This window comes from Dorea sp. BIOML-A1 (genome assembly GCF_009875615.1).
Taxonomy (GTDB): Bacteria; Bacillota; Clostridia; order Lachnospirales; family Lachnospiraceae; genus Dorea_A; species Dorea_A amylophila.
The window spans coordinates 1-23,386 of sequence record NZ_WWSA01000010.1; the positions used below are offsets into that span (position 1 = coordinate 1).

At 42.5% G+C, this 23,386-nt stretch carries 16 protein-coding genes, 1 tRNA gene, 1 pseudogene and 1 riboswitch; of the genes and pseudogenes, 17 read left to right on the plus strand and 1 reads right to left on the minus strand.

Translation table 11 applies throughout. The features are described from left to right. Nucleotides 1-85: 85 nt before the first annotated feature. The 8 genes from tnpB to GT508_RS05760 all read left to right on the plus strand — a co-directional run bounded on the left by tnpB (nt 86) and on the right by GT508_RS05760 (nt 9,434). Nucleotides 86-1,189, plus strand: a complete 1,104-nt coding sequence (gene tnpB / locus GT508_RS05725) for an IS200/IS605 family element RNA-guided endonuclease TnpB (RefSeq protein WP_055282764.1) — start codon at nt 86-88, stop codon at nt 1,187-1,189. Nucleotides 1,190-1,367: 178 nt separating this feature from the next. Then, nucleotides 1,368-2,714, plus strand: a complete 1,347-nt coding sequence (locus GT508_RS05730; protein WP_117598558.1) for an MATE family efflux transporter — start codon at nt 1,368-1,370, stop codon at nt 2,712-2,714. Between the two features lie 18 nt (nt 2,715-2,732). Further along, nucleotides 2,733-3,398 (plus strand): response regulator transcription factor, encoded by a 666-nt coding sequence (locus GT508_RS05735; protein ID WP_161143750.1) that lies wholly within the window; start codon nt 2,733-2,735, stop codon nt 3,396-3,398. Nucleotides 3,399-3,434: 36 nt separating this feature from the next. Continuing rightward, on the plus strand, nt 3,435-4,376 hold the full coding sequence (locus GT508_RS05740) for a sensor histidine kinase (protein WP_161143751.1): 942 nt from the start codon (nt 3,435-3,437) through the stop codon (nt 4,374-4,376). A gap of 91 nt (nt 4,377-4,467) precedes the next feature. After that, nucleotides 4,468-5,142 (plus strand): ABC transporter ATP-binding protein, encoded by a 675-nt coding sequence (locus GT508_RS05745; RefSeq protein WP_161143752.1) that lies wholly within the window; start codon nt 4,468-4,470, stop codon nt 5,140-5,142. 4 nt (nt 5,143-5,146) lie between these two features. Continuing rightward, nucleotides 5,147-7,963, plus strand: coding sequence for an ABC transporter permease (locus GT508_RS05750; RefSeq protein WP_161143753.1), 2,817 nt, complete (start codon nt 5,147-5,149; stop codon nt 7,961-7,963). A 27-nt stretch (nt 7,964-7,990) separates the two neighbouring features. Continuing rightward, nucleotides 7,991-8,674: a hypothetical protein gene (locus GT508_RS05755; RefSeq protein ID WP_161143754.1), complete on the plus strand. Its 684-nt coding sequence runs from the start codon at nt 7,991-7,993 to the stop codon at nt 8,672-8,674. 4 nt (nt 8,675-8,678) lie between these two features. Next, nucleotides 8,679-9,434 (plus strand): hypothetical protein, encoded by a 756-nt coding sequence (locus GT508_RS05760; protein WP_117598553.1) that lies wholly within the window; start codon nt 8,679-8,681, stop codon nt 9,432-9,434. A gap of 39 nt (nt 9,435-9,473) precedes the next feature. Here GT508_RS05760 and GT508_RS05765 read toward each other — a convergent pair whose 3' ends face one another. Then, nucleotides 9,474-10,259: a hypothetical protein gene (locus GT508_RS05765; protein ID WP_161143755.1), complete on the minus strand. Its 786-nt coding sequence runs from the start codon at nt 10,257-10,259 to the stop codon at nt 9,474-9,476. A 196-nt stretch (nt 10,260-10,455) separates the two neighbouring features. On the opposite strand from GT508_RS05765, the gene GT508_RS05770 reads away from it, so the two are divergent. From GT508_RS05770 to GT508_RS05810, 9 genes and pseudogenes are all read left to right on the plus strand, one after another. After that, nucleotides 10,456-10,526 (plus strand) — tRNA-Gly (locus GT508_RS05770). A 46-nt stretch (nt 10,527-10,572) separates the two neighbouring features. Then, entirely contained in the window at nt 10,573-11,046 is a 474-nt protein-coding gene (locus GT508_RS05775) for a YbaK/EbsC family protein (protein WP_028086734.1), read from the plus strand. Between the two features lie 59 nt (nt 11,047-11,105). After that, nucleotides 11,106-11,181, plus strand: a riboswitch (cyclic di-GMP riboswitch). Between the two features lie 58 nt (nt 11,182-11,239). Further along, nucleotides 11,240-11,870 (plus strand): annotated as a pseudogene (locus tag GT508_RS15035) (substrate-binding periplasmic protein). Continuing rightward, complete coding sequence (locus tag GT508_RS14600) at nt 11,860-12,225, plus strand: hypothetical protein (RefSeq protein WP_243144074.1); 366 nt, start codon at nt 11,860-11,862, stop codon at nt 12,223-12,225. Before GT508_RS15035 ends, GT508_RS14600 begins: the two are co-directional and overlap by 11 nt. Before the next feature lie 15 nt (nt 12,226-12,240). Next, nucleotides 12,241-13,251 (plus strand): response regulator transcription factor, encoded by a 1,011-nt coding sequence (locus tag GT508_RS05790; RefSeq protein ID WP_161143756.1) that lies wholly within the window; start codon nt 12,241-12,243, stop codon nt 13,249-13,251. 152 nt (nt 13,252-13,403) lie between these two features. Continuing rightward, the gene (locus tag GT508_RS05795; RefSeq protein ID WP_161143757.1) at nt 13,404-21,605 is read left to right on the plus strand and encodes an InlB B-repeat-containing protein; all 8,202 of its coding nucleotides are present in this window, start codon (nt 13,404-13,406) and stop codon (nt 21,603-21,605) included. Between the two features lie 10 nt (nt 21,606-21,615). Further along, complete coding sequence (locus GT508_RS05800; protein ID WP_161143758.1) at nt 21,616-22,104, plus strand: hypothetical protein; 489 nt, start codon at nt 21,616-21,618, stop codon at nt 22,102-22,104. A 14-nt stretch (nt 22,105-22,118) separates the two neighbouring features. Beyond that, nucleotides 22,119-22,613, plus strand: a complete 495-nt coding sequence (locus GT508_RS05805; RefSeq protein WP_117598547.1) for a hypothetical protein — start codon at nt 22,119-22,121, stop codon at nt 22,611-22,613. A gap of 12 nt (nt 22,614-22,625) precedes the next feature. Beyond that, nucleotides 22,626-23,336 (plus strand): hypothetical protein, encoded by a 711-nt coding sequence (locus GT508_RS05810; RefSeq protein ID WP_161143759.1) that lies wholly within the window; start codon nt 22,626-22,628, stop codon nt 23,334-23,336. Nucleotides 23,337-23,386: the final 50 nt, after the last annotated feature.

Below are 23,386 nucleotides of genomic sequence, written 5' to 3' on the forward strand. Positions count from 1 at the left end.
TTTTGCCTGTAGTGTAGGAAATGTATCGGAAGAAATGCTGAAGAGATATATAGAAAATCAAGGTTGAGAAAGAAAGTGACAGTGGATGTTAAAGGCATATAAATATAGAATATATCCAAATAATGAGCAGAAAATACAGATTGCAAAAACATTTGGCTGTTGCCGTTTTGTATATAATCAGACACTGGCATACCGGAAAGAAGTATATGAGAAAGAGAAAAAAACAGTTAGTAAAACCGACTGTAACAATTACTGCAATAGACAATTAAAGAAAGAGTATGAATGGCTGAAAGAAGTGGATAAATTTGCTCTGACAAATGCGATTTACAACATGGATGCTGCATACCAGAAGTTTTTCAAGGAACACGCAGGTTATCCGAAGTTTAAGAGTAAACACAATAATCATAAGTCATATACAACAAATTTTACGAATGGCAATATAACAGTAGATTTCGGGTGCAATAGAGTAAAACTGCCTAAATTAAAAGGAATAAAAGCAAAACTGCATAGAAATTTTATCGGACAGATAAAATCGGCAACGATATCACAAGTTCCGAGTGGAAAGTATTATGTATCAATTTTAGTGGAAACAGAACACGTGGAACTGCCACATATAAAACAAAATACAGGAATAGATTTAGGTATTAAGGAGTTATGTATTACTTCTGCTGGAAAGAAATACGAAAATCCAAAAATCATCAGAAAATACGAAAAGAAACTGGTGAAACTGCAAAGGCAGTTAGCCCATAAAGAGAAAAGAAGTCAAAATTACTACAAAACAAAGAAAAAGATAGCAATATGCCATGAAAAAATAACAAATACCAGAAAAGATTATCTGCACAAGATGTCCCATGAGATTATCAGCGAAAACCAAGTGATAGTTTCGGAAGATTTGCAGATAAAAAACATGGTAAAAAATCACCGTTTGGCAAAGTCTATAAGTGATGTATCATGGTATGAGCTGACAAGACAGTTAGAATATAAGGCAAAGTGGAATGGCAGGAAATATGTCAAAATAGACACATTCTATGCCAGTAGTCAGCTGTGTTCAGTCTGTGGATACCAAAATACAGAGACAAAAAATCTATCAGTAAGGGAATGGACATGTCCTGTCTGTGGAACAAATCATGACAGGGATATCAACGCAGCAAAAAATATACTGGAAGAAGGATTAAGACAAATAGCATAAAAATAACAATATAGGGCAGGGACTGCCCGAATTAACGCCTGTGGAGATAGTAGGTTACGAGGTCTGCGAAGCAGGAAGCCCATTGGCTTTAGACAATGGGTAGTTCACTCGTTGACTAACTTTGTAATTGGGAATAGAATTAAGAAATGAGTATTTCTAAAGATAAGGACATTACAATATGGAAAGAGATTTAACAACAGGAAGTGTATTTAAAACAGTCATTTATTTTTCACTGCCATATCTGTTATCGTACTTTTTGCAGACATTATATGGTATGGCAGATTTATTTATAGTCGGACAGTTTGGCGGTGTCAGCAGTACGACGGCGGTATCGATCGGAAGTCAGATCATGCATATGCTGACAGTTATGATCGTGGGGCTTGCAATGGGAGCGACGGTTATGATCGGACGATGTATTGGTGCGAAAGACTACAAGAAAGCATCGGAGACGATAGGGAATACTGCGACGATGTTCATGGGAATTGCGATCATACTTATGATCATATTACTGGCAGCAGTCAGACCGATCGTCAGTGTAATGTCTACTCCGGTTGAAGCCGTAGAGGGGACGATCCGTTATCTGACCATCTGCTTTATAGGAATTCCTTTTATTACGGCCTATAATATTATCAGTGCAATTTTCAGAGGAATCGGGGATTCGAAAAGTCCGATGTACTTTATTGCGGTAGCATGTGCGGCGAATATCGGACTGGACTATCTGTTTATCGGAGTGATGGGACTGGATGCGGCCGGAGCCGCACTTGGAACGACCATCGCACAGGCAGTCAGTGTTATCGTGTCATTGACAGTGATCATTAAAAAAGGCACAGGGATCAAATTAAGAAGGTCTGATCTGCGGCCGAAGAGGCACACGATGAAAAACATATTAAAAGTTGGTGTGCCGGTTGCATTACAGGATGGATTTATACAGATATCCTTTATCGCAATCACGATATTTGCCAATCAGCGTGGATTAAATGATGCGGCGGCTGTAGGAATTGTGGAAAAGATCATCGGAATACTGTTCCTGGTACCATCTTCGATGCTGTCAACGATATCGGCACTTGCTTCGCAGAATATCGGTGCCGGTAAGCATGACCGTGCACGTCTGACATTGCGGTATGTATTGTACATGACAGTAGGATACGGATTAGCTGCGGCAACGATCGTGCAGTTTCTATCTGTTCCATTTGTCGGATTATTTACGAATGACGGTGCAGTACAGATACTTGGAGGACAGTATTTAAGAAGTTATGCATGGGACTGCGTATTTGCAGGAGTGCATTTCTGTTTAAGTGGATATTTTTATGCATATGGCTTGTCTATCGTATCATTTATCCACAATTCCATATCTATCGTATGTGCCAGAATTCCACTGTCTTATTATGCGGCAACGCATTTTCCGGATACATTATTTCCGATGGGGTGTGCGGCACCGGCAGGATCGATGGTGTCTATTGTCATCTGTGTCGGGGTGTTTGTATGGATGAATAAACACACGGAAAAATATATGGAAAGAACGTAGTGATTGGAGAGAAAATATATGACGATCAGAATTATAGAAGACGACACATTATTACATCAGGCACTCAAAACAGCACTGCAAAACGCAGGCTATCAGACTGTATCCGCATACACAAAACAAGAGGCTCTTACTACAATTACAGGCAGTGAGAGCCTTCTTCTCATTGACATTGGACTTCCGGACGGCAATGGACTTGCATGTTACAAAAAGATCCGGGAAAAGGCAGAGATACCGGCCATTTTCCTGACAGCAAGAGACGAAGAAACGGATATGTTGACAGCATTTGACACAGGAGCAGACGATTATGTGGTAAAACCATTTTCCATGAAAGTGCTTCTAAAGCGCATAGAGGCAGTGATCGGACGGAACAACAGAGAAAAACAACTGGCATGCGGAGAAATAATATTATTTCCTGATAAGAAGCAAGTATACAAGAACGAAAAGGAAATTATCCTTACAGCCAGAGAATATCAGTTGCTGGAATATCTGATGTACAATCAGGGAAATGTACTGACGAAAGAAAATATCCTGGAATATGTATGGGGACTGGATGGCCAGTTTGTAGTGGATAATACCGTCAGTGTTACGATCAACCGCCTGCGGAAAAAGATAGAAACAGATGCAGGATCACCGATATATCTGAAAAATGTATTTGGATTGGGATACAAGCTGGAGTGCGTCTGAAAAAGTAATGGCAGATACAAAAAGGAAGAGAAAAGAATGAATATCATAATAATCGTAGTGGCAGTAACGACAGGAGTAATTCTGGGTGGAACTGCCATATATGTTTATCAGGGAAAATGCAGACAGAAAGAACTTAAGTTATTGGCAGAATGTATGGAAAAGATATTGCGAGAGGAAAAGATCCGGGAAACAAAAGCAGGGGAAGAGACATTATATGCAAGACTGGAATCCAGACTGGTAAGGATCCAGGAAATGTTAAATGGACGGACAGAAGCTGCGGAGAAGAGTAAAGATGAGATCCAGAAGCTGATTTCAGAGATTGCACACCAGATGCGGACACCCCTTGCCAATATCAGGACATATCAGGAATTATTAGAGGAAGAATGGAGTAAAACCGGGACAAAGACGGATGAAAATGTGGATAACTATCTAAATGCAATGAGATCCGGAGAACAACAACTGGAATTCCTGACAGAAGGATTCGTGAAGATGTCCAGACTTGAGCAGAACATGATTCAGGTACGAAAAGAAGAGACAGATCTGTTAAAGACCGTGAGAAACTGTCTTGGAAGAATTCAAAAGCAGGCAGAAGAAAAACGGATTGCATTCCGAATAGAGCTGCCGCAGGAAGTCAACTGTCCGCATGATGCCAACTGGCTCGGAGAAGCAATCGATAATATTCTGGATAATAGCGTGAAATACAGTCAGATTGGCGGAACCATAGAAATGATAGTCCAGAAGAATGAAATGTGTGCAAAGATTCTTGTAAAAGACAACGGACTTGGAATTGAAAAAGGAGAAGAGCATAAGGTATTCCAGAGATTCTACAGAGGCAAGAACGTGACGACACAGAAAGGCTATGGAATCGGGCTTTATCTGGCAAGAAAAATTATAAGCCTTCATGGCGGATATATAATCGCAAAAAGCAGATATCCGGAAAACGGCCTGATGATGGAGATAAATCTTCCGGTCTGTTAGAAGTTTGTTAGATTTGTCCTGTATGCTGTAGAAGATATGTGAAAGTTCTGTATACGAAATAGACACAACTATGAGCAAGGAGAAAAATCTTATGGAAATGATAAAAGCAGCAGGATTAAAGAAATATTATGTGACAGATAATTACGAAGTCCATGCGCTGGACGGAGTGAGTCTGTCCGTAGAAGAAGGGGAATTCCTGGCAATCATCGGTACATCAGGAAGCGGGAAGACGACATTACTTCAGATCCTGGGCGGCCTGGATGAACCCACTGCAGGTGGCGTCTGGATACGCGGCAACAGTCTGAAAGATATGACGGAAGATGAACGCACGATCTTCCGGAGACGGAATATCGGATTCGTATTTCAACAATATAATCTGATCCCGGTCATCAATGTATATGAGAACATTGTTCTTCCACTCAGGCTGGACGGCACAGAGATAGATGAGACATTACTGGAAGATATTGTCAGAACGCTGAAGATTGAAAAAAAGTTAGAGAACCTTCCGGAAGAACTGTCGGGAGGACAACAACAGCGGACAGCTATTGCAAGAGCACTGATGGTAAAACCGGCGGTACTTTTGTGTGACGAACCGACAGGAAATCTGGATTCTGTCACAAGTATGGAGGTAATTTCACTATTAAAAACCTGTGCCGCAAGATTTCACCAGACGGTCATTATAGTGACCCATCAGGAAGCAGTTGCACAGATGGCAGACCGTATCCTGCGTGTGGAAGACGGAAAATTATACGATGCGGAGGTGTAATGAAATGAATGGATTTACACCGAATAACAATACGAACGTGATCCGGCTGCTTTCGGAAGCAATCAGAAAATGTAATAGAGGCAGAAACCGGATTCTTATGGGAGCAGTTGTTTTATGTATTCTTACACTGACATTTGTCTTTGGCACGGCTTACGGAAAAATAAATGCAGAATATACGAAAAATATTCGGATGGATGGAACAACGGCATCCACTTACATAGAAGAGGGAACAAAGCAGCAATATGAAAAAGCACGTTCCTTAGGATATGTAAGAGAAACCGGAAGAAGAATGAAAATGGGTGAAGCCACAGAATCCGGAAAGAAAGAATCTATCTGTTCCATACAAGTGTTGGATCAGACTGCATGGGAAAAGATGATGAAGCCCGCCTATACCGGTGTCCATGGAACCTATCCCAAAAAGCAGCAGGAAATCATGCTTCCGGTAAAGACATTAAAAAAGCTGGGAATTAATAATCCGAAAAGAGGGATGAAGATAGCACTTGATGTATCAATCAGCTTTTTTCAGATGGAAAAAGAAGAGTTCGAATTATCTGGATGGTACAGTGCTTATACAGAAGATAATGGAAGAAGCAAAGCAATCGGATATGTGTCAGAAAAGAAACTGAAAGACTGGGGGTATGATATCGAAGAAGGTTCGGATATTCTGATCTGTCAGTCGAATGACATGGACTGGAAGGATACAGAAGAAAAATTATATGAAGATGTACCGATGAAGGACAATTCCCAACAGATCATTGCGACAGATACGGCAAAGAACCGGGCCGTAAAAGAGATGACGGGAAGTTACGGGATGGCAGTAGTAGAGGCCGTTGTGATTATCTGCGGAATATTCTTACTTGTCTACAATGTGATGCAGATATCCATGTCGGGCGATATCCGGCAGATGGCGCTGCTTCATACGATCGGTACAACGAAAAAGCAGATCCGTAAGATCTATATCCGGCAGATCATGCGGACGATAGTGCCGGGATGTATTACAGGGACAGTTTTGTCGGTTCTGCTGCTGCGATATCTGATACCGGAACTAGTGGGAAGGCAGTATCTGAATGGGTATGGAGGAGCGGAAGAACTGCAGATTTTTCGGATGGAAATCTTGTTGTTAGCGGTAGCCTTCACGTTACTGGTAATTCTGGGGGCATCGGAACAGGTGATCAGGCAGACGGTAAACAGAACCTGTATAGAGGGAATGCATTACACGGAGCAGACCGGAAGAAAGAAAAGGCATCGTAGAAGGAACGACCTGGGAAAAGGCACTTTTAATAAGAAAAAAAGAAGCGAAACACAGGAACTGTGCTTTATGGCGTGGAAAAACGTCACAAGATACCGGCAGAGATTTGTCATCACAGTCATTTCAATGTTCCTTGGAATAGAAATGTTCCTGATCGTTATGGTGATCACAACTGGAAGTGATTATGCGAATATCATTAATCAGAGACCGGATTTCCTGATCGCAGGGGAATTCAGTGAGTTTGCAAAAAAAGAGGGAAGCGGGACAGAATATCAGACACAGTCGCCGGATCAAGATCCAATGAAATCAGAAGGAGATAATTTCGAACTCTTATATGACAATGAATATGGTGAATTTTCACCGATATCCGAAAAGGTGCGGAACCGCTTGTGGAATCTTGACGGTGTGAAGAAAAAGAAATCTTATATAACCGAAGGAGCCTATATGCTTTCCAGCATATCCAGAGATGGACTACGTCCACTGGAAAAGGATACTTATCTGGGAAAAAATGTGGAATATGCAGAAGAAAGCAGTACTGATTATGAATCCGGGGCAAAGATGATCGAAGGACTGGATGCAGATACTGTTCAGATTGTCAGTGAAAATGAGTTAAAAGCATTAAAAACATATGTGGAGAAGAACAAACTGAAAGTCGATATGAACAGTCTGGAAGCCGGAACAGGCGTAATGATTGTTCATGATCATAAGTTGTCACAAAAGCAGGAAAGACAGGCAGAAAAAGCAGTGGGAGAAACGGTATGTTTATCTCCGTTAAAGAATAAAGAAACGTGTATCCGGTGGAATTCCATGACGGACAAAGAAAGAGACAAGGAAGATGAGATAATAAAAGCAGAAACGCCGTCTACAGAATATACGTTAAGCGGCTATCTGGATAACCAGGCAGACGGCTTTCCGGAGATCCACCAGACCTGGCATGGTGCAGAAGGAGATATCTATTATCTGGTCAGTGAAAAAGGATTTAGCAGGTTATCAACGAAGAGAAAGACATTCTACATGGAATTAGACGTAGAGAAAAAGAAAGAAAAACAGATCATGCATGAAATCCAGAAGATTCTTTCGGAAGAAAACCAGCGGCGGAAAAGCAATACACAGACAAGCCTGGACGGCGAAGGAGAAGCAGGCATTTTCTACATTGCAAGATCAGATCTTATGCAGAAAAATGCAGACTACATCCGGGGAAACAGAATTATGTTCGGAAGTATCAGTGTAATATTATTGTGTGTCGGACTGGTTAATTATTTTAATATTATGTTTACAGGAATTGTGGGCAGGAAAAAAGAACTGGAGATTATGAGAAAGATTGGAATGACACGCCGGCAGGAAAGAAAGCTGTTATTGCTGGAAGGCAGCTATTATGTACTGCTTATCGCAGGCCTTGTAGCGTTAGTTGGAACAATCATACTAAAAGGAATCGACGTTTATATGAGAAAACAGCTTTCTTATTTTACCTTTCATTATCCGGTCGGAGCGATTGCCGGAAGTATTGTAATTCTGGAAATATTGTGCGTTATAATTTGTAACCTACTTGTATTGAAAAAAATAAAAAAGTAGGTTAAAATATTAGTGGGTGATAGTATAATGGAGATGAAAAATGTATATAAAAGTTTAAATGAACAAAAATTGTATTATGAGCAGGAGTTAACAAGAAAGAAAAATGTGTTAAAAGACACAAAAGAAGAAAGAAAAAACATTACAATTAAAAAAATTCATGGGGAATTATATTATTATGCACAGTGCAAAAGGGCGGGAAAAGTGAACAGTCAATATTTAGGTCCTGTAATTCCGGGAACAATTGCAGATATAGAAGAAAAACAAAATAAAATAGAATGTCTGACAGAAGAAATCAAAGAATTAGAGTGGAATATTGAGAGTCTGGAAAAAATGATGGAGTATTACAAAAAAAGGGAAAAAAAAGAACCTGTTATGAATAATTTTTCTTTTGAAGTATATTGGAAAGATGAAATTACGGCGAGAGTATATGTAAAGAAAAAGAAAGTCATTGTATCGCGTTATACGGAGAATCCGGGAAAACAATTATTTGCATCAAAAGAGATGACGCGTTTTCAACTGGGAAAGATTATGGAAATGAGATGTTGGGAGAAGGGAAGACCGGATATCAATGAAATTCTAAATCATCTGGGATTATCAGAATACAATCCTTATGAAATAGTCAGAAAAACACATGGAGTAAGTTATAATGATTTTATTTGGTTTCGTTTTCCGGGAGAAAAATTGACCAGTAAAGATGTATTGGTAAGGTGAGAAGATGTTCAAAGAAGAAATTGGAAATGAGTTTATTGTAATTCAAGAAGGAACCAGTGAGGGAACACAGATAAAATATAGAAAAGATGGCTTTTGGTATAAAAAGGATAACAGAGGACATGAAGGACGTGCAGAATATCTGGTATCAAAATTTATGGAATTTACGTCATTAAAAACTTCAGAATATGTCACATATGAAGAGGGAACAATTAATGGAAGTTCTGGATGCAGAAGCAGGAATTTCCTGACTGGAGAAGAAGAACTGATTACATTTTACAGATTATATTACAACGAAGTAGGAAAAGATCTTTCAAAAGTAATCGGAAATATGGATACGATGGAAGAAAGGATAGAATATGTGGTGTCATTTATAAAAGAAAGCTGTGAATTAGATGTAAAAGAATATTTAAGTAAGATATTTATGTTGGATATGATCTGTCTGAATGAGGACCGGCATTTAAATAATCTTGCGATTATTATGAATGGAGACAAATTTACACCGGCACCGATTTTTGATAACGGAATTGCACTTTTGACAGCAAATCAGAGTGTAAACCGGCATTTTCCTATTGCGGATAATGTGAAAAGAGTTGTAGCCCGGCCGTTTTCTGGTTCGCATGAAAAAATGATGGAGTATTTTGGAAAAGGGTTTTCTGTCGATGTGAATTCGGCTCTGGATTGGTTGGATACAGAGCCGGATTCGATGGAACGTAATGTATTAAAATATCAGATTGAACGGTATAAAGGTATTTTGAACTGATCGCTATTAAAAAGGAGCGGTTGGTGAATGAGCGTGAGCCTAAATAAATAATTTCACTAACCGCGTCTTATCCAGCACAAAAATCGATACATCCATAAAAAGATGCGCCAGCAGCGTACTAAGGATCACACCGTTGGAAGTCAACAGGAATCCACAGTGGAATCCATACCAGCATACGATGGCGGAATAACTTCCCATCAGTACCAGAAGCGGCAGATTTCTTGCGACACCCTGCAGTGTTTCTTTGATATCTTCCAGTGTAGAATCAAAGTACAGGAAACGGCCGACTGCCAGTGTGATAAAATACATGATCAGTGAATCATAGTTCGAATCATGGTAGATGAACTTGATATATAATAAGATCAGAATAATATAAAAGGCAGAGATCAGCCGCACGGACGCCTTTTGTCTGGTCGGAATTGCAGTTAACGGAACAAACAGGATATCGAACCAGTTTGTCATAAATACAGAAAATATCAGAAATAAAAGTAAGATAATGTTCTGGTATTTCTGCCAGTAAAAGGCAGCCTGTGGGATCCGCTCATCGATAATATAATAAAGAGACAGGAACAACAGTACCGAAGTACTGGAAAATACCATCTCATAAAAGCTTTCAATAAGCGAGATTTCTTTTACTTTGTGGATATGGTTCAGCTTCCGGATCTGTTTTGGCGTCAGATCCTGTGTATTAAGTTTATAGTGTTTCTTAAACTTTGCTGCCAGAACAACGATCGCAAGCACTGCGATCAGGCAGAGCAGGGAGACAAGCATGAAGCCTCCGGCATTCTTAAAATTAAAATAATGAATCAGATAATATTGGAACATATCATATACCTTCTTTGATGTAATATTTTTTCGGTTACATATTGTAGCACTTTGAAAAAATATTGCAAATAGGAGAATTAGTAGTGGCAGGTCTTGTAGATATGAAATTGAGTTAAATATCAAAAAAATTAAAAAAATTTAAAAAAGTACTTGCATTTCATAAAATTCCATGCTACTATAAATGAGCATTGTTGATGCGGGTGTAGTTCAATGGTAGAACACCAGCCTTCCAAGCTGGATACGTGGGTTCGATTCCCATCACCCGCTTTTTTGCTACCCTTTTTTAGGGTATGCAGGAAAGGAAGCATGAATTATGTCATTAGAAAAAGCAAAGAAGTATCTGGAAGAAAAAGGTTATGCAGATCACATCATTGAACTGGAAGAATCAAGCGCAACGGTGCAGCTTGCAGCAGAGGCACTTGGTGTAGAACCGGGAATGATCGCAAAGACGATGTCATTTCTGGTTGATGGAGAACCGATACTGATCCTGACAGAAGGAACGGCGAAGGTTGATAACCGTAAGTATAAGGATCTGTTTCATGTAAAGGCGAAGATGATTCCGTTTGGTGAAGTAGAAGAATATATTGGACATGCTCCGGGCGGAGTGTGTCCATTTGGGATTAAAGAGGGAATCACAGTCTATCTGGATGAGTCATTAAAACGTTTTGAAACAGTCTATCCGGCAGCCGGCAATGATCACAGTGCAGTCAGGCTTACAATTGCGGAACTGGAAGATGTCGCCGGGGCATGTGGATGGATTGATGTGTGTAAAGAAATTTTGCTATAAATTTTGCTATAAAGCAGAAAAGAATAGACAAGAAAAAACATGACATGGTAGAATAAAGGAAACATTTGTGGCAAAACAGACGAAAGTCTGCGACGCAAAGCTACAGGGCCTGTAAAATGGCAGCTAGTTGCAGATAATAGTAGGCACTGCTTGTTTAGCAGTGCTGTTTTTTTATAGCAGGAGTGAAAAGAAAATGAAAGGAAAAAGAGTGATCGCAGGCATTCTGCTTGTGGGAATTATAGCGGTCACCCTGACAGGGTGTAAACATACAGACAGTAGTAAAAAGAGACAGAAAAGCCGGTCATTATGCTCGGCAGCGACAACTATCCTCCATACAATTATCTGAATGAGGATGGTGTACCAACTGGTATAGATGTAGAACTGGCTACAGAAGCATTCAAAAGAATGGGATATCAGGTGGATGTTGTACAGATTAACTGGGAGAAGAAAAAAGAACTGGTGGAGAGATTGACTGTATTATGGGATGTTTTTCCATGGAAGGACGCTTTGACGATTACCGTTGGGCGGGACCGTACATCGCAAGCCGCCAGGTGGTTGCTGTAAATGAGAACAGCGATATCTATAAACTGAGTGACCTGGAGGGAAAGAACCTGGCCGTCCAGTTTACAACCAAACCGGAGGGAATCTTCCTGAACCGGATGGATGAGAGAATCCCCAAACTGGAAAATCTGATCAGTCTCGGACACAGGGAACTGATCTATACGTTGGAAGAGATGCGTCAGGATGGCATATCTCTGAAAATCATTGAAAAATATCTGGATGATCCCCAGAAGTATTTGGAGGTGGATGATCTTGGATATTAAGAGAAAGAAAAAAGAAAAACGAATCCGGCTGCTCGGTGGTCTGATTGGAATCTGTGTGGCTGTAGTCTCTCTGATTTATATGCTTACGAGTGCACTTGCCATCTATGACAGTACTGCAGATAAAGTAACATTTTCTGATTTTGTAAAAGACAATATGCTTGCTTTTTTTGTCGCTGTAGGATTATTTGTACTTAGCATAATGAGCATTATCCTTGTACTTTTACAAAAGGCAAGAAAAGCAGAAGCTGTCGCAAAGCTTGCGGCCGGAATGAATGGTCATATAGCAAAGCCGATCCAGGTTGATAAGCTGCTGTCGACATTAAAGACTATATTGACGGAAAATATAATTTTATAAGAAGTGGTGAAAGAAATGGAAATATCTGACAGAGTCATCCTTCCTTTGGTTGGAAGTGCATTTCAACCGGGAAAGGCAGCAGAAGCAATTGAAAAAATAGAAGATAAGGAACTGGCACAGATTGCACAGGGAGAATATTATTTCTTCTCAGCTCAGGCAGAAAGATGTGTGGAGACGATAAAAGATTATCTGGATCACGATGATGTGATGCTTCGGCTATCGGCAGATATGCTTTACACATTTGCGAATCTTACACTTGGAGATTCTCAGGCAGCACAGCATACAAGGGAAGATGTGCATCAGTGTCTGACATGGGCAATGCAGGAGGACACGCCTGTGAATGTAAAGGCGGCGTGTCTGTTCGCATTTTATGTAATCAGCACATTTCTTCATATACCGCCGGAGGAAGGAACACCGCCGCTTCAGCAGTACATTCCGTATCTGCCAATCGGACAGCGGTTATTTGCGGTGAGCCTTCTGGCGCATGAGATTTATCTGAGACAGGATTATGCTAAGGCAAAAGGTGTTGTGCAGGGTGCATTTCTGATGGCAGACGGAGTATACCCGATCTCCATGATTTATCTGGGCTGTGTGCAGGCAATGTGTCAGATCAATCTGAAAGAACAAGAAGAGGCGATTCAGACGGTGAGCCAGGCATGGGAGTGGGCAAGAGCGGACAAATTCATGGAACCATTTATCGAGTATCATGGTCTGCTGCAGGGAGTTTTGGAAGTCTGTATCCGGAAAAAAGAGCCGGAAATGTACAAGAAGCTTGTAGATGGTGTACTTGCATTCAGCCGTGGCTGGATGAAGATTCACAATCCCAAGATGCAAAAGGCAGTGACGGATCTTCTGAGCCCGCTGGAATTTTCCATAGCCATGCTGGCGTGCCGTGATTGGACGAACCAGGAGATTGCAGAACATTTGGGACTGTCTGTGAATACGGTGAAGCATTATGTCTCCGGAATTCTGGAAAAACTACAGATTGATAAACGCGATAAGATTAAAGAATTCGTAAATCAATAGAATAACAGGATACGAAAAAGTGTCTGTTTTACAAAAGGAATTGTAAAACAGGCACTTTTTGGGCTTTCAACGGGCATGTGAGGAATGTATTTTTTTTGATACAATATGTATAGAGACTTATTTTTGAGAAAAAATGAGGAGGGATAATACATATGAAGAAACGTCTGGTCAGTATGATTTTGAGCGTGGTGCTGTTTGCAACATCAGTGCCGGTCGCAGCATTTGCTGAAGATGCGAATACGCAGAATCCGGTTATGCATTCGGAGGAAGGAACGTCTCAGGGGTCGAATGCGCGGAAGGAATCTGGCATTGACTATAAGAAAAATGGAGGAACGTTTGCAGAAGGTTACACGGCTCCGTCTAATTACGATGAGCCGGTGACAGAGCTTCCGGGAGCGGAGCAGATCACAAAAGCGGGATATGAATTTGCCGGCTGGTATGATAATGAGAAGTTTAACGGAGAGCCGGTTACTTCACTTAGCACTGCGGATCATTCCGGCAGCGTTGTCCTCTATGCAAAGTGGACGGAACGCTACTACTATGTGGATATTCCACAGACGGTCAATGCGGATGGGGATAAGCTTACGATAAAAGCGGATGCAGGTGGATTATATGACAAGGATCATGTGAGCGTGACAGTCCGGTCTGAAAATGACTGGAAATTAAAGAGTGGATTACATAGTCTTGCATATGAACTGAGAAATCCGCAGAGTGGTTCGGCACTGGAAAATGGTTCGGTTGTCGCAAGTCTTACGAAAGATGAGAGCCATAAGCAGCAGGAATATGACTGCAACATTCTGGACAAACCGAACTATACAGGTGATTATACAGATCACCTGACTTTTGACATTGCATTTCAGAATACAGCGTACAACATTACATATGAGACAAATGGCGGGACTATCACGAAGAAGAATCCGCAGCAGGCAGATCAGATGATCACAGTAACACAGGAGCAGTACCAGGCAGGAACCGTTCTGAAGGATCTGCCGGTACCGGTGAAAAAGTCCAGTACATTTCTTGGCTGGTGTTACGATGAAGCATGCACCAGATATGTGGACAGTAAGGACCGTCTTCTGAGTGATGTGACATTGTATGCCTCTTATGCAGACAACCAGCCGATGGAAGAGGTGTCCATGGCGACTTATGCCAGAGCAAATGATGTGGCAGCAGATTTTTCGATTCCGATGACGGATACAAGTGCTGCCATGACGCCTGACCAGGTGCGGAAAAATTTCACGATAAAAAACGTGACAGATTCTTCCGAAACGGTTACGGTAGATGTGACCGAAGGAGCAGACCATACATTTACGATCAGCAATCCGAACGGATGGACACCGGGGGCAGCCTATAAGCTGGAGCTTCAGGAAAAGGCGTTATATTTTACAGGATTTGACCCGACGATCCGTGTCTATGATTTTACGGTCTACCGCGAAGAAGTCAAAAATGTAGAGTTAAATAAAGAGATCAAGTATATTCATAAGAAAGAGCTTTCCAATCTGACTGTAAATGGAAAGAAAGTAGAGGAAGTTTCAATCGCGGCAATGACGATTGGAACAGACGGTTCCCTGACCGAAGAAGGCAGTGATACGACCGGAACATTTACTTATAAGAAGCAGTTAGAAGTCGGCGACCAGGTCGCAATTTATTCCGGTGATGTGATACCGACCATGGATATGTCCTCTGGTGACAACAGTGATGTGTCATTTATCGAGATTACAGGAGCGGATGGGGACAAGTATACATATCGTGGCTCCAGACCGGAAGACGTGCTCTTTATGCCGGATGTGCTGCCGCTTTCTATGGACAAAGATCAGGACGGTGACCCGGATAATAACAGTGTAACGATTAATGTCAGCGACCTGACCTTTGGTGATGATGCTATGAGCCGGGCTATGGATCTGGACAGTGAGACAACCGTAGATGAGGGCGATTATCTGGCACTTTACACAGGTACAATGGGAGAAAATGGAAGCGGAACCGTGTCTCTCTATGGAGAGATTACGAATGTTCTGTTATCAGGAGAAAGATACATAGTAAGCTATATGCCTGTGAGCGAAGAAGATATGCGCCAGACTATGGACGTGTACCAAAAGGAAAATGTAGAAGGGGAGGACCTTCTGGAAGATACCGATGTGCAGGCGCTGGAAGAGGATATTGAGACACAGGCAGTAGACAGCGGATTTGCATCCGAAGTAGCAGAAAGAGTTGCCGATGCGGCAATGGAGACAGAATCTTTTGAGGAGCTTCAGGAATCTCTCAAGGAAGATATGAATGCAGACATCATGGTTCAGAGCCAGGGCTATGGCCAGTTGAGAAGGGCAAGAGCCGCAGGCGGTTCCCGTGTGGAATTAGGAGTACCGACGGTAAAAGCAAATCTCGGCACGACACTAAAACATTTTGACGGAGATGTGAGTGGACTAAGGCTTGCACTGGAGATCGGCGTGCCGATTACAGTTCATGTGAACCGGGGCGCAGACATCGAGATCATGATCACGGCGACATTTGAACAGGAAGTGCGAGTATCCATCGATGTGGACGGTTCAGCCGTGTGGAAAACATGGGGATTTATTCCGTACATTGCAGATTACCGTGTAACGGCATCTCTGGAATTATATGAATACACAGGAATCGGACTGAATGTCAACTTCAAGACTGCAGAAACCGGAAACCCAGTATCTGATTCCAGTTCGAAATTACGAAAAGGTGTCAACAAGATTACCGAAGAGCTGAAAAATATGATGGAGAATGGCGAGGATTATCTAAATTCTGCATCAGGTCTCGTCAGTGGCGGAGATGAAATATCCGTATCCAAGTCTCTGGCAGAGAGGTACTCGGAACTTCTGGCAGACGAGGCAGACTGGGTGGAAATCTACAAGCGTCCGCTGGTAGACCAGCATTTCCGTGTGCTTCTGATCATTGATATTCAGGTGAAGCTGGAATTCGTTGTTTCCGCAAATGTGAACATTTCCATCGGAATGACGTACTGGTATAAGAATGCGAAAGAGTATGTCTTCTGTGTACGGGTCAAAGAGCGGACGGCGACCAATGATACGATAGATCTGGTAGAGGAGCAGTATGAATTTACGGCATATGCTATGGGAACTCTTGGCATCAAAGCCGGTGTGAGACTGACGGTGCGTGTGGGATTATTATCAACGTCCATCGCCAGTGTCGGTATCTCGGCGGATGTGGGCGGTTATGCACAGGTCTGGGGTTACCTCTACTACGAATTGAAGTATACGGCATCGGCAGGACGAAGCAGCCGTGCTATGGGAGCTATGTATCTGGAAATCGGTATTTATCTGGAAGTGAAGTTCGAGGCACAGGCACTGTCCAATGCATTTACCTATAATCCGACACTTTACGAAAATGAGTGGCCGCTTTATAAGGTAGGTGTTCTGGAAAATGTACTGGATTTTGCTTATACCCAGGATAAGGTTGCCGAGATTAATATGAAGCGAGAGATTCAGTCGGTTCAGATCCCGGATGAATATTTCAAGATGCAGTACATGGATATGAAGACCGGACTGGACGACGGAAAATATTACGAGAAGATTTACGAAGATGATACAAAGTATTTCAACATTTCCATGACGAACAGTGCGTTTACGTATGATCCGGCGACCAATATTATCCGTGTAAATCCAGGTGATGAGCCGGAGCAGGACGGTGAGATGATCATTACATGGAAAAACCAGGAAGGTACCTTTAATACAAAGCCATGTGCAAGAAAGATCAAGCTTCACTGGGACCGCCTGCGAGATGGTTACTATATTGCATTCCAGAGTAATGGCGGATCTTTCGTCGATGCAATTACCGGAAAATATAACGCAGAGATCAAGAAGCCGGAAGATCCGGTAAGACTCGGATACACATTTGCCGGCTGGTATGAGGACATGGATCTCACCATTCCATACACAATTCCGGAAACCATGCCGGAAGAAGACAGACTTGTCTATGCAAAATGGGAAGCAGCCGATGTGGGTTATACAGTCGTAGATTATATAGAAGGAACAAATGGAACCTATGAAGCACAGACTCCGGTCAAAATGAGTGGCAGGACGGAAGAGGAAGTAAGCCCGGTTCCAAAAGAGCGTACGGGATTTGTAACACCGCCGCAGCTTACGGAGACTGTAAAAGCAGACGGCAGCCTGGTCATCAATTACTATTATGCAAGAAATAAATATACACAGACATTCAAGTCCGAAAAAGAGACGGAGAATGGAACGGAGACAGAAGTGATCGCAGACGGAAATTACCGATATGGAACCATGATGCCGACACCGGCAGTCTACAGACCGGGATATGAATTCCTTGGCTGGGAGGACGAAGAAGGCGCTGGGGTTCCAAAGAAAGTTCCATCTGAGAATAAGACCTACATTGCAAAATGGAAAGCACTGGAAGGCATTACTTATACCGTGAAATACTACGTGCAGAATACGGATAACAGCGGATACAGCTTAAGTGAGACTGCAGCTCTGACCGGACAGATGGGAGAGGAAGTCACAGCAAAAGCAGCAGATTTTGACGAGAAAGTCTATCACTTAAAAGGTGAACTGCCGAAGGGAACGATCAAGGCAGATGGCAGTCTTGTACTGAAAGTGTACTATGATCTGAATGAGTACAAACTGACCTTCGATGCAAAAGGCGGAGAATCAGACCAGACAGAAGTGACGGCAAGATATGGTGACAAGATTGCATCACCGATGCCGACAAGAAAAGGCTATGTATTTGAAGGATGGTATACAGACGAGGCATGTGAGAACGCATTTGGCCAGACGATGCCGGCAAAAGATATGACGGTCTATGCAAAATGGGAGAAGCAGAAAGTCAACTATACAGTCCGGCATCTAATGGAAAAATTACCAGATGCAGAAAAAGAAAATCCGGGTGGAGATAAAGAAGAGTATCCGGACTTAGATAAACCGGTTGAGGAAGAAAATTCATATATCTTATATGAAGAGGAAGTCTTTGCGGCATATCCGGAAGATAAAGTGACGCCGGACGTGAAGCGTTACGAAGGCTTTACTTCACCGGAAACACAGACCGTGGCAGTGGACGGAAACAGCAACACAGTTATTGAATACAAGTATGCGAGAAATATCCATAAGCTGAAGCTGGTAGACCGCGGGGTCGATGAAAATAATATGGAAGGATTCGGAATGCCATTTGGTGCGGCAATTACAGAAGTAGCGATCCGGGAAGGATATCTCTTTGAAGGCTGGTATACAGATAAGGATTTCAAGAATCGATTCGATGGAACCATGCCGGACAAAGATCTGACGCTCTATGCAAAACAGACACCGGTGATGAGCAGCTATACTGTCTATCATTATAAAGAATCTGTAGATGGTTCTTACTTTGGACTAACGGACGAAGAAGTATTAAGCGGCCTGACAGAATCAGAAGTGACTCCGCAGCCAAAACAATATGAAGGATTTACTTCACCGGAGGCCAAAACAGGACAGGTAAATGGCTGGGGCGGACCGGATATCTGGTATCACTATAAGCGGAACAGCTACAATCTGACTTATGTCCTGAACAATGGAGAAGATAACAAGACTTCAAAAGTCCGCTATGAGGCAGATATTACAAATACTCCGTCGCGGACAGGCTATGCATTTGCAGGCTGGTACACGGACGAAGCACTGACACAGCCGTACGTACAGACGACCATGCCGGCACATGACCTGACACTCTATGCAAAATGGGAAGCCGGAATGAAGACTTATCAGGTGAGACATTATCAACAGTCTATTGGCAATTCAGAGCAGTATGATCTGGCAGAGACAGAAACTGTCACAGCTAAAACAGGAGAACATCTTACGCTGGCAGTAAAAGCGTATGAAGGATTTACAGCACCAAAGCCGGTTAGCTATGATGTGGTAGACGATGGAGAGGTTACGTATGTAGATTACAAATATACGCGTGACCGTCATCAGGTAACGATCCATTACAATAACGGTAATGACAGCGAGACAAAAGAACTTGCATATGGTGAGAAATGGGAGGAAAAACCATATCGTGCCGGTTATGCATTTGCAGGCTGGTATACAGACGCAGAGTTTACAAAAGCATTTGACGGAGTGGTTCCAGATCGTGACATCACAATTTATGCAAAATGGGATGTGCAGAGTGTAAACTACACAGTCAAGCATTGTCTGCAAAATGCCAATGATGACGGATATTCGCTGGGAGCACAGGAGAACTTCAACGCTGATACGGATACGGTTGTCACACCGGAAGTAAAGAACTTTGATGGATTTACAGCACCGGAGAAACAGCAGGTGACAGTCGAAGGTGATGGAAGAACAACAGTCATTTACCGTTACACAAGAAATGTGCATACGCTGACGCTTAAGAACTACGATGGTAAGACAGATAAGACGGTAGAAGCAAGATATGAAATGTCCATACCGAAGCCGACAAGAGCCGGTTATGCATTTGCAGGCTGGTATACAGATGCAAAATGTACGAAAGAGTACAAAGCGAATATGCCGGATCAGGATCTGACACTCTATGCAAAATGGGAAGCAAACATCGTCAACTATGTAGTAGAACATTATCAGCAAAATGTACAAGGTGACGGTTATACGCTGAAAGAAAGCAGTCATGCACGGGCGGCTGTGGATAGCGAAGTGACACCAGAGGTCATGAAATATAAAGGCTTCGAGGAACCAAAGACGGAGAAAGTTACCATTTCCGGAGACGGACAGACGACAGTGAAGTACTACTATAAGAGAAAGGTACATACAGTCACATTTGACGCAGATTCCGGAACATTCGCTGCAGAAAAGGGCGGGGACGACAGTAAGATCGTCGTGACCGGACGCTATGGTGCGAATATCACAGTGCCGAAAGCGCCGGCAAGAACCGGATACCAGTTCCTTGGCTGGGACGAGGAGGTGGAAATGACGGTTCCGGATAAAGATCTGACTTATAAAGCACAGTGGCTGAAGATGGAATATACCCTTCAGTTCAAGACAGGAGAAGGAACGTTTGTTTCACCAATCAAAGGAAATTATGGTGATAAGATAAGTGTACCAAAAGACCCGACAAGAACCGGATACATTTTCAAGTACTGGAGTGAGAATGGTAAGAAAGTGGACAAGCTTCCGACGACTATGCCGGCCGAAAGTCATATTTACACAGCAATATGGGAGCGGGAGACATACCAGATTACTTATGACTTAAATGGCGGAAGCATGAAGTCCGGGGAGAAGAATCCGACGACTTACAACGTGGACACCACCGTATTTAAACTGAAAAATCCAGTCCGCGCCGGATATACATTTACAGGCTGGAGTGGAACCGAAATTACAGGAGTAAGTGACAATGTGTCTGTAAAACAGGGCTCTATAGAAAAACGGGAGTATAAGGCGAACTGGAGAGAGAATACATATCAGATTACATTTATCTTAAGCGGTACGGAGGCGAAAGGTTCCATGGCAGCCAAGACGGTCAATTACACGGAAAATGTAACACTTCCAAAATGCGGATTTACATGCAAAGGCCACTCCTTTAAGAGATGGTACACCGTGGATAAGAAGGGCAAGAAGACTTATTACTCTGACCGACAGAAGGTGTCGAAGCTGACCGATGTGAATGGAGGCGTTGTGACACTCTATCCGGAATGGGAGGCAAATGTGTACAATGTTACATTTGACTATGGTGACGGAAGAGCGAAGACAGTTAGAAAGACCAAATACGGTGATAAGTACCAGTTCCCGTCAGATCCGACTCGTTACGGCTGGGAGTTCAAAGGCTGGAAAAAAGAAGGAGCCAACACAGCATTTGACATGAGTACGAAAGAGCTGCAGCTTCAGGACGCAAAAAATATTACCTTATACGCAAGCTGGAAAGCGAACCAAAAATATTCTTACAGACCATCAAATTCCGGCAATACATATCGTGTGACAGATAAACATGAGTATACCAGATTTACTTATTATGTAGACGGTAATCAGACTTCTGTAAAGACAACCGGAGACAGTGGACTGGATCCGGCAAGATATCATTTGAATATGAAGAATATTTCCTATAATGCAGTACATCAGAATTATTCAAAGATGAGGATTAGGATTAGTTACAAGATTAAAATGGTAAAAGATGGTTATTCAGATCTGAGAATTTCCTACCATACGAAATCCGATAATAAGGATCACACAGAGTGGAAGAAAAATACGGAGGATCTGAAGAAGAAAAACGGTAAAACGATTACCTGTGAATATACACTTACGACCGGAAGCAAGATTGATGTGGACAGTCTGACGCTGGAATTTGATGCACATGGAGTAGGACCGGATCGATATGATCTCAGCAATCTGAATGTAGATATTACATTTGAGTAGGAGGAAACAGATGAAAGAACATACAGGAAAAAATAAAATATTTATTGTCATTATCATCTGTCTGTGTGCGGTCATCATTGCGGGACTGATTTATTTCATGAAATTAAAAGGAGGTTCAGATTCGGCATTTAAGCCGGATCTGGATTCAAATGCGAAGACCCAGACGGCAGACGATACCGGGGAAAAGCCGACAGGAATCCGGATACCGGGCTATCCGTCCATTACGATCGAGGCAGACAAAAAAGACGTGCAGATGAACCTGATGAATCCGGAAGGAAACCCATGTTACTTTACATTTGAAATCGTGCTTAACGACACAGATGAGACGATTTACACATCGAAGATGGTGGAACCGGGGAAGGCGATTACAGAGGTGACATTAGAGAAGGCACTTGCAGCGGGAGAATATCCGGCGACCATCAAGATTACGACCGCATCACTCACCGATGGTTCCGCCATGAACGGAGCAAATGTAGAGACGACAATCATTGCACAGTAACGGGAGGGAGAACGATGAAAAAGAGAAGTATAAGAACAGGAATTCTTTTCGCACTACTGACTCCAGTGCTGTTAATATGTGCAGAAAATCCAATCTATGCAGCCACCACCCAGACGGCGGGAAGTGCGACAGTCAGTTATCATGTGGACCCGGCTTACCAGGTGACGATTCCGGTAGATACAAGCATGCAGTTTAATGAGACAGAAACCTCTTACGGGAATATTGTAGTAGAGCAGGCGCAGATTGAGGATGGAAAATGTATCCAGGTGTCATTGCTATCTGATCTTAACTTAAAGAATTCCAACAATTCAAAGGCAGTGATTCCTTATCAGATTTTGGCGCAGGATGAGGCGGGAAGCCGGCCATTTACATCAGCGCAGTATACAAAAGCCGGGGAAGAGACACCTCTTACTATCGCGATTAAAAAAGAAGACTGGAAGAAGGCGGCGGCCGGAGAGTACGCAGATACGGTAACATTTACTATATCATACGTGGACAAAAGTGAGTAAGGGGGCGTGCATATGAGGAAAAAGACAGAAAATATGGATATCATTGTGGATAAAAAGACTGTCCGCGTTACAACGGCAGTGTTTGTGACAGTGATGACTATGCTGGCTGCAATCGCAGCAATGTTTTTTACGACCATGTCCGTTCTGGCAGCAGATGCAGGAAACTCATCGAATTCCCAGAGCACCATCAGTACAACCGTGCCGGACTCCCATAATATCCGTGTGGAAAAAAGTCACACAGATGTAGTGATAGAAGGGGAAGAAGATCAGATAGAAGGCAACATAGATAACTTTGTTGTGGATCGTTTTGCCGAGCCGAAGATACGGATCACACCGGAAGAAGGATGGAAGGTTTCAAGGATTCTTCTGAACGGGGAAGATGTTACGGAACAGTTCCAGGACGGATATCTGACTCTGGAAGAAGTCTGCGAGGATACGACACTGATCATTGAGACAGCAGAAGATACCAGCGGCGGCGAAAGCAAAGACCCGGGTAAGGATAAAGATCCGGGAAAAAATCCAGATAAGGATAAAGATCCGAATAAAGGAACACCGGGCACTGGAAAGGGACATGAATCAGAAAAAAAGACACCGTTAAATAAGCTGAAAAACCAGATAGCAGCAGTCACAGGAGACGAAGCAAGACCGATGCTTTATGCACTGGCAGCAATTGCAGCAGCAGCTGTGATCAGTGTGACGGTTATAAGAAGAAAAAATAAATAACAAAAGGGCGTATCGGTACAGATATCAAAAGATTTTATCCCCCTCTCAGG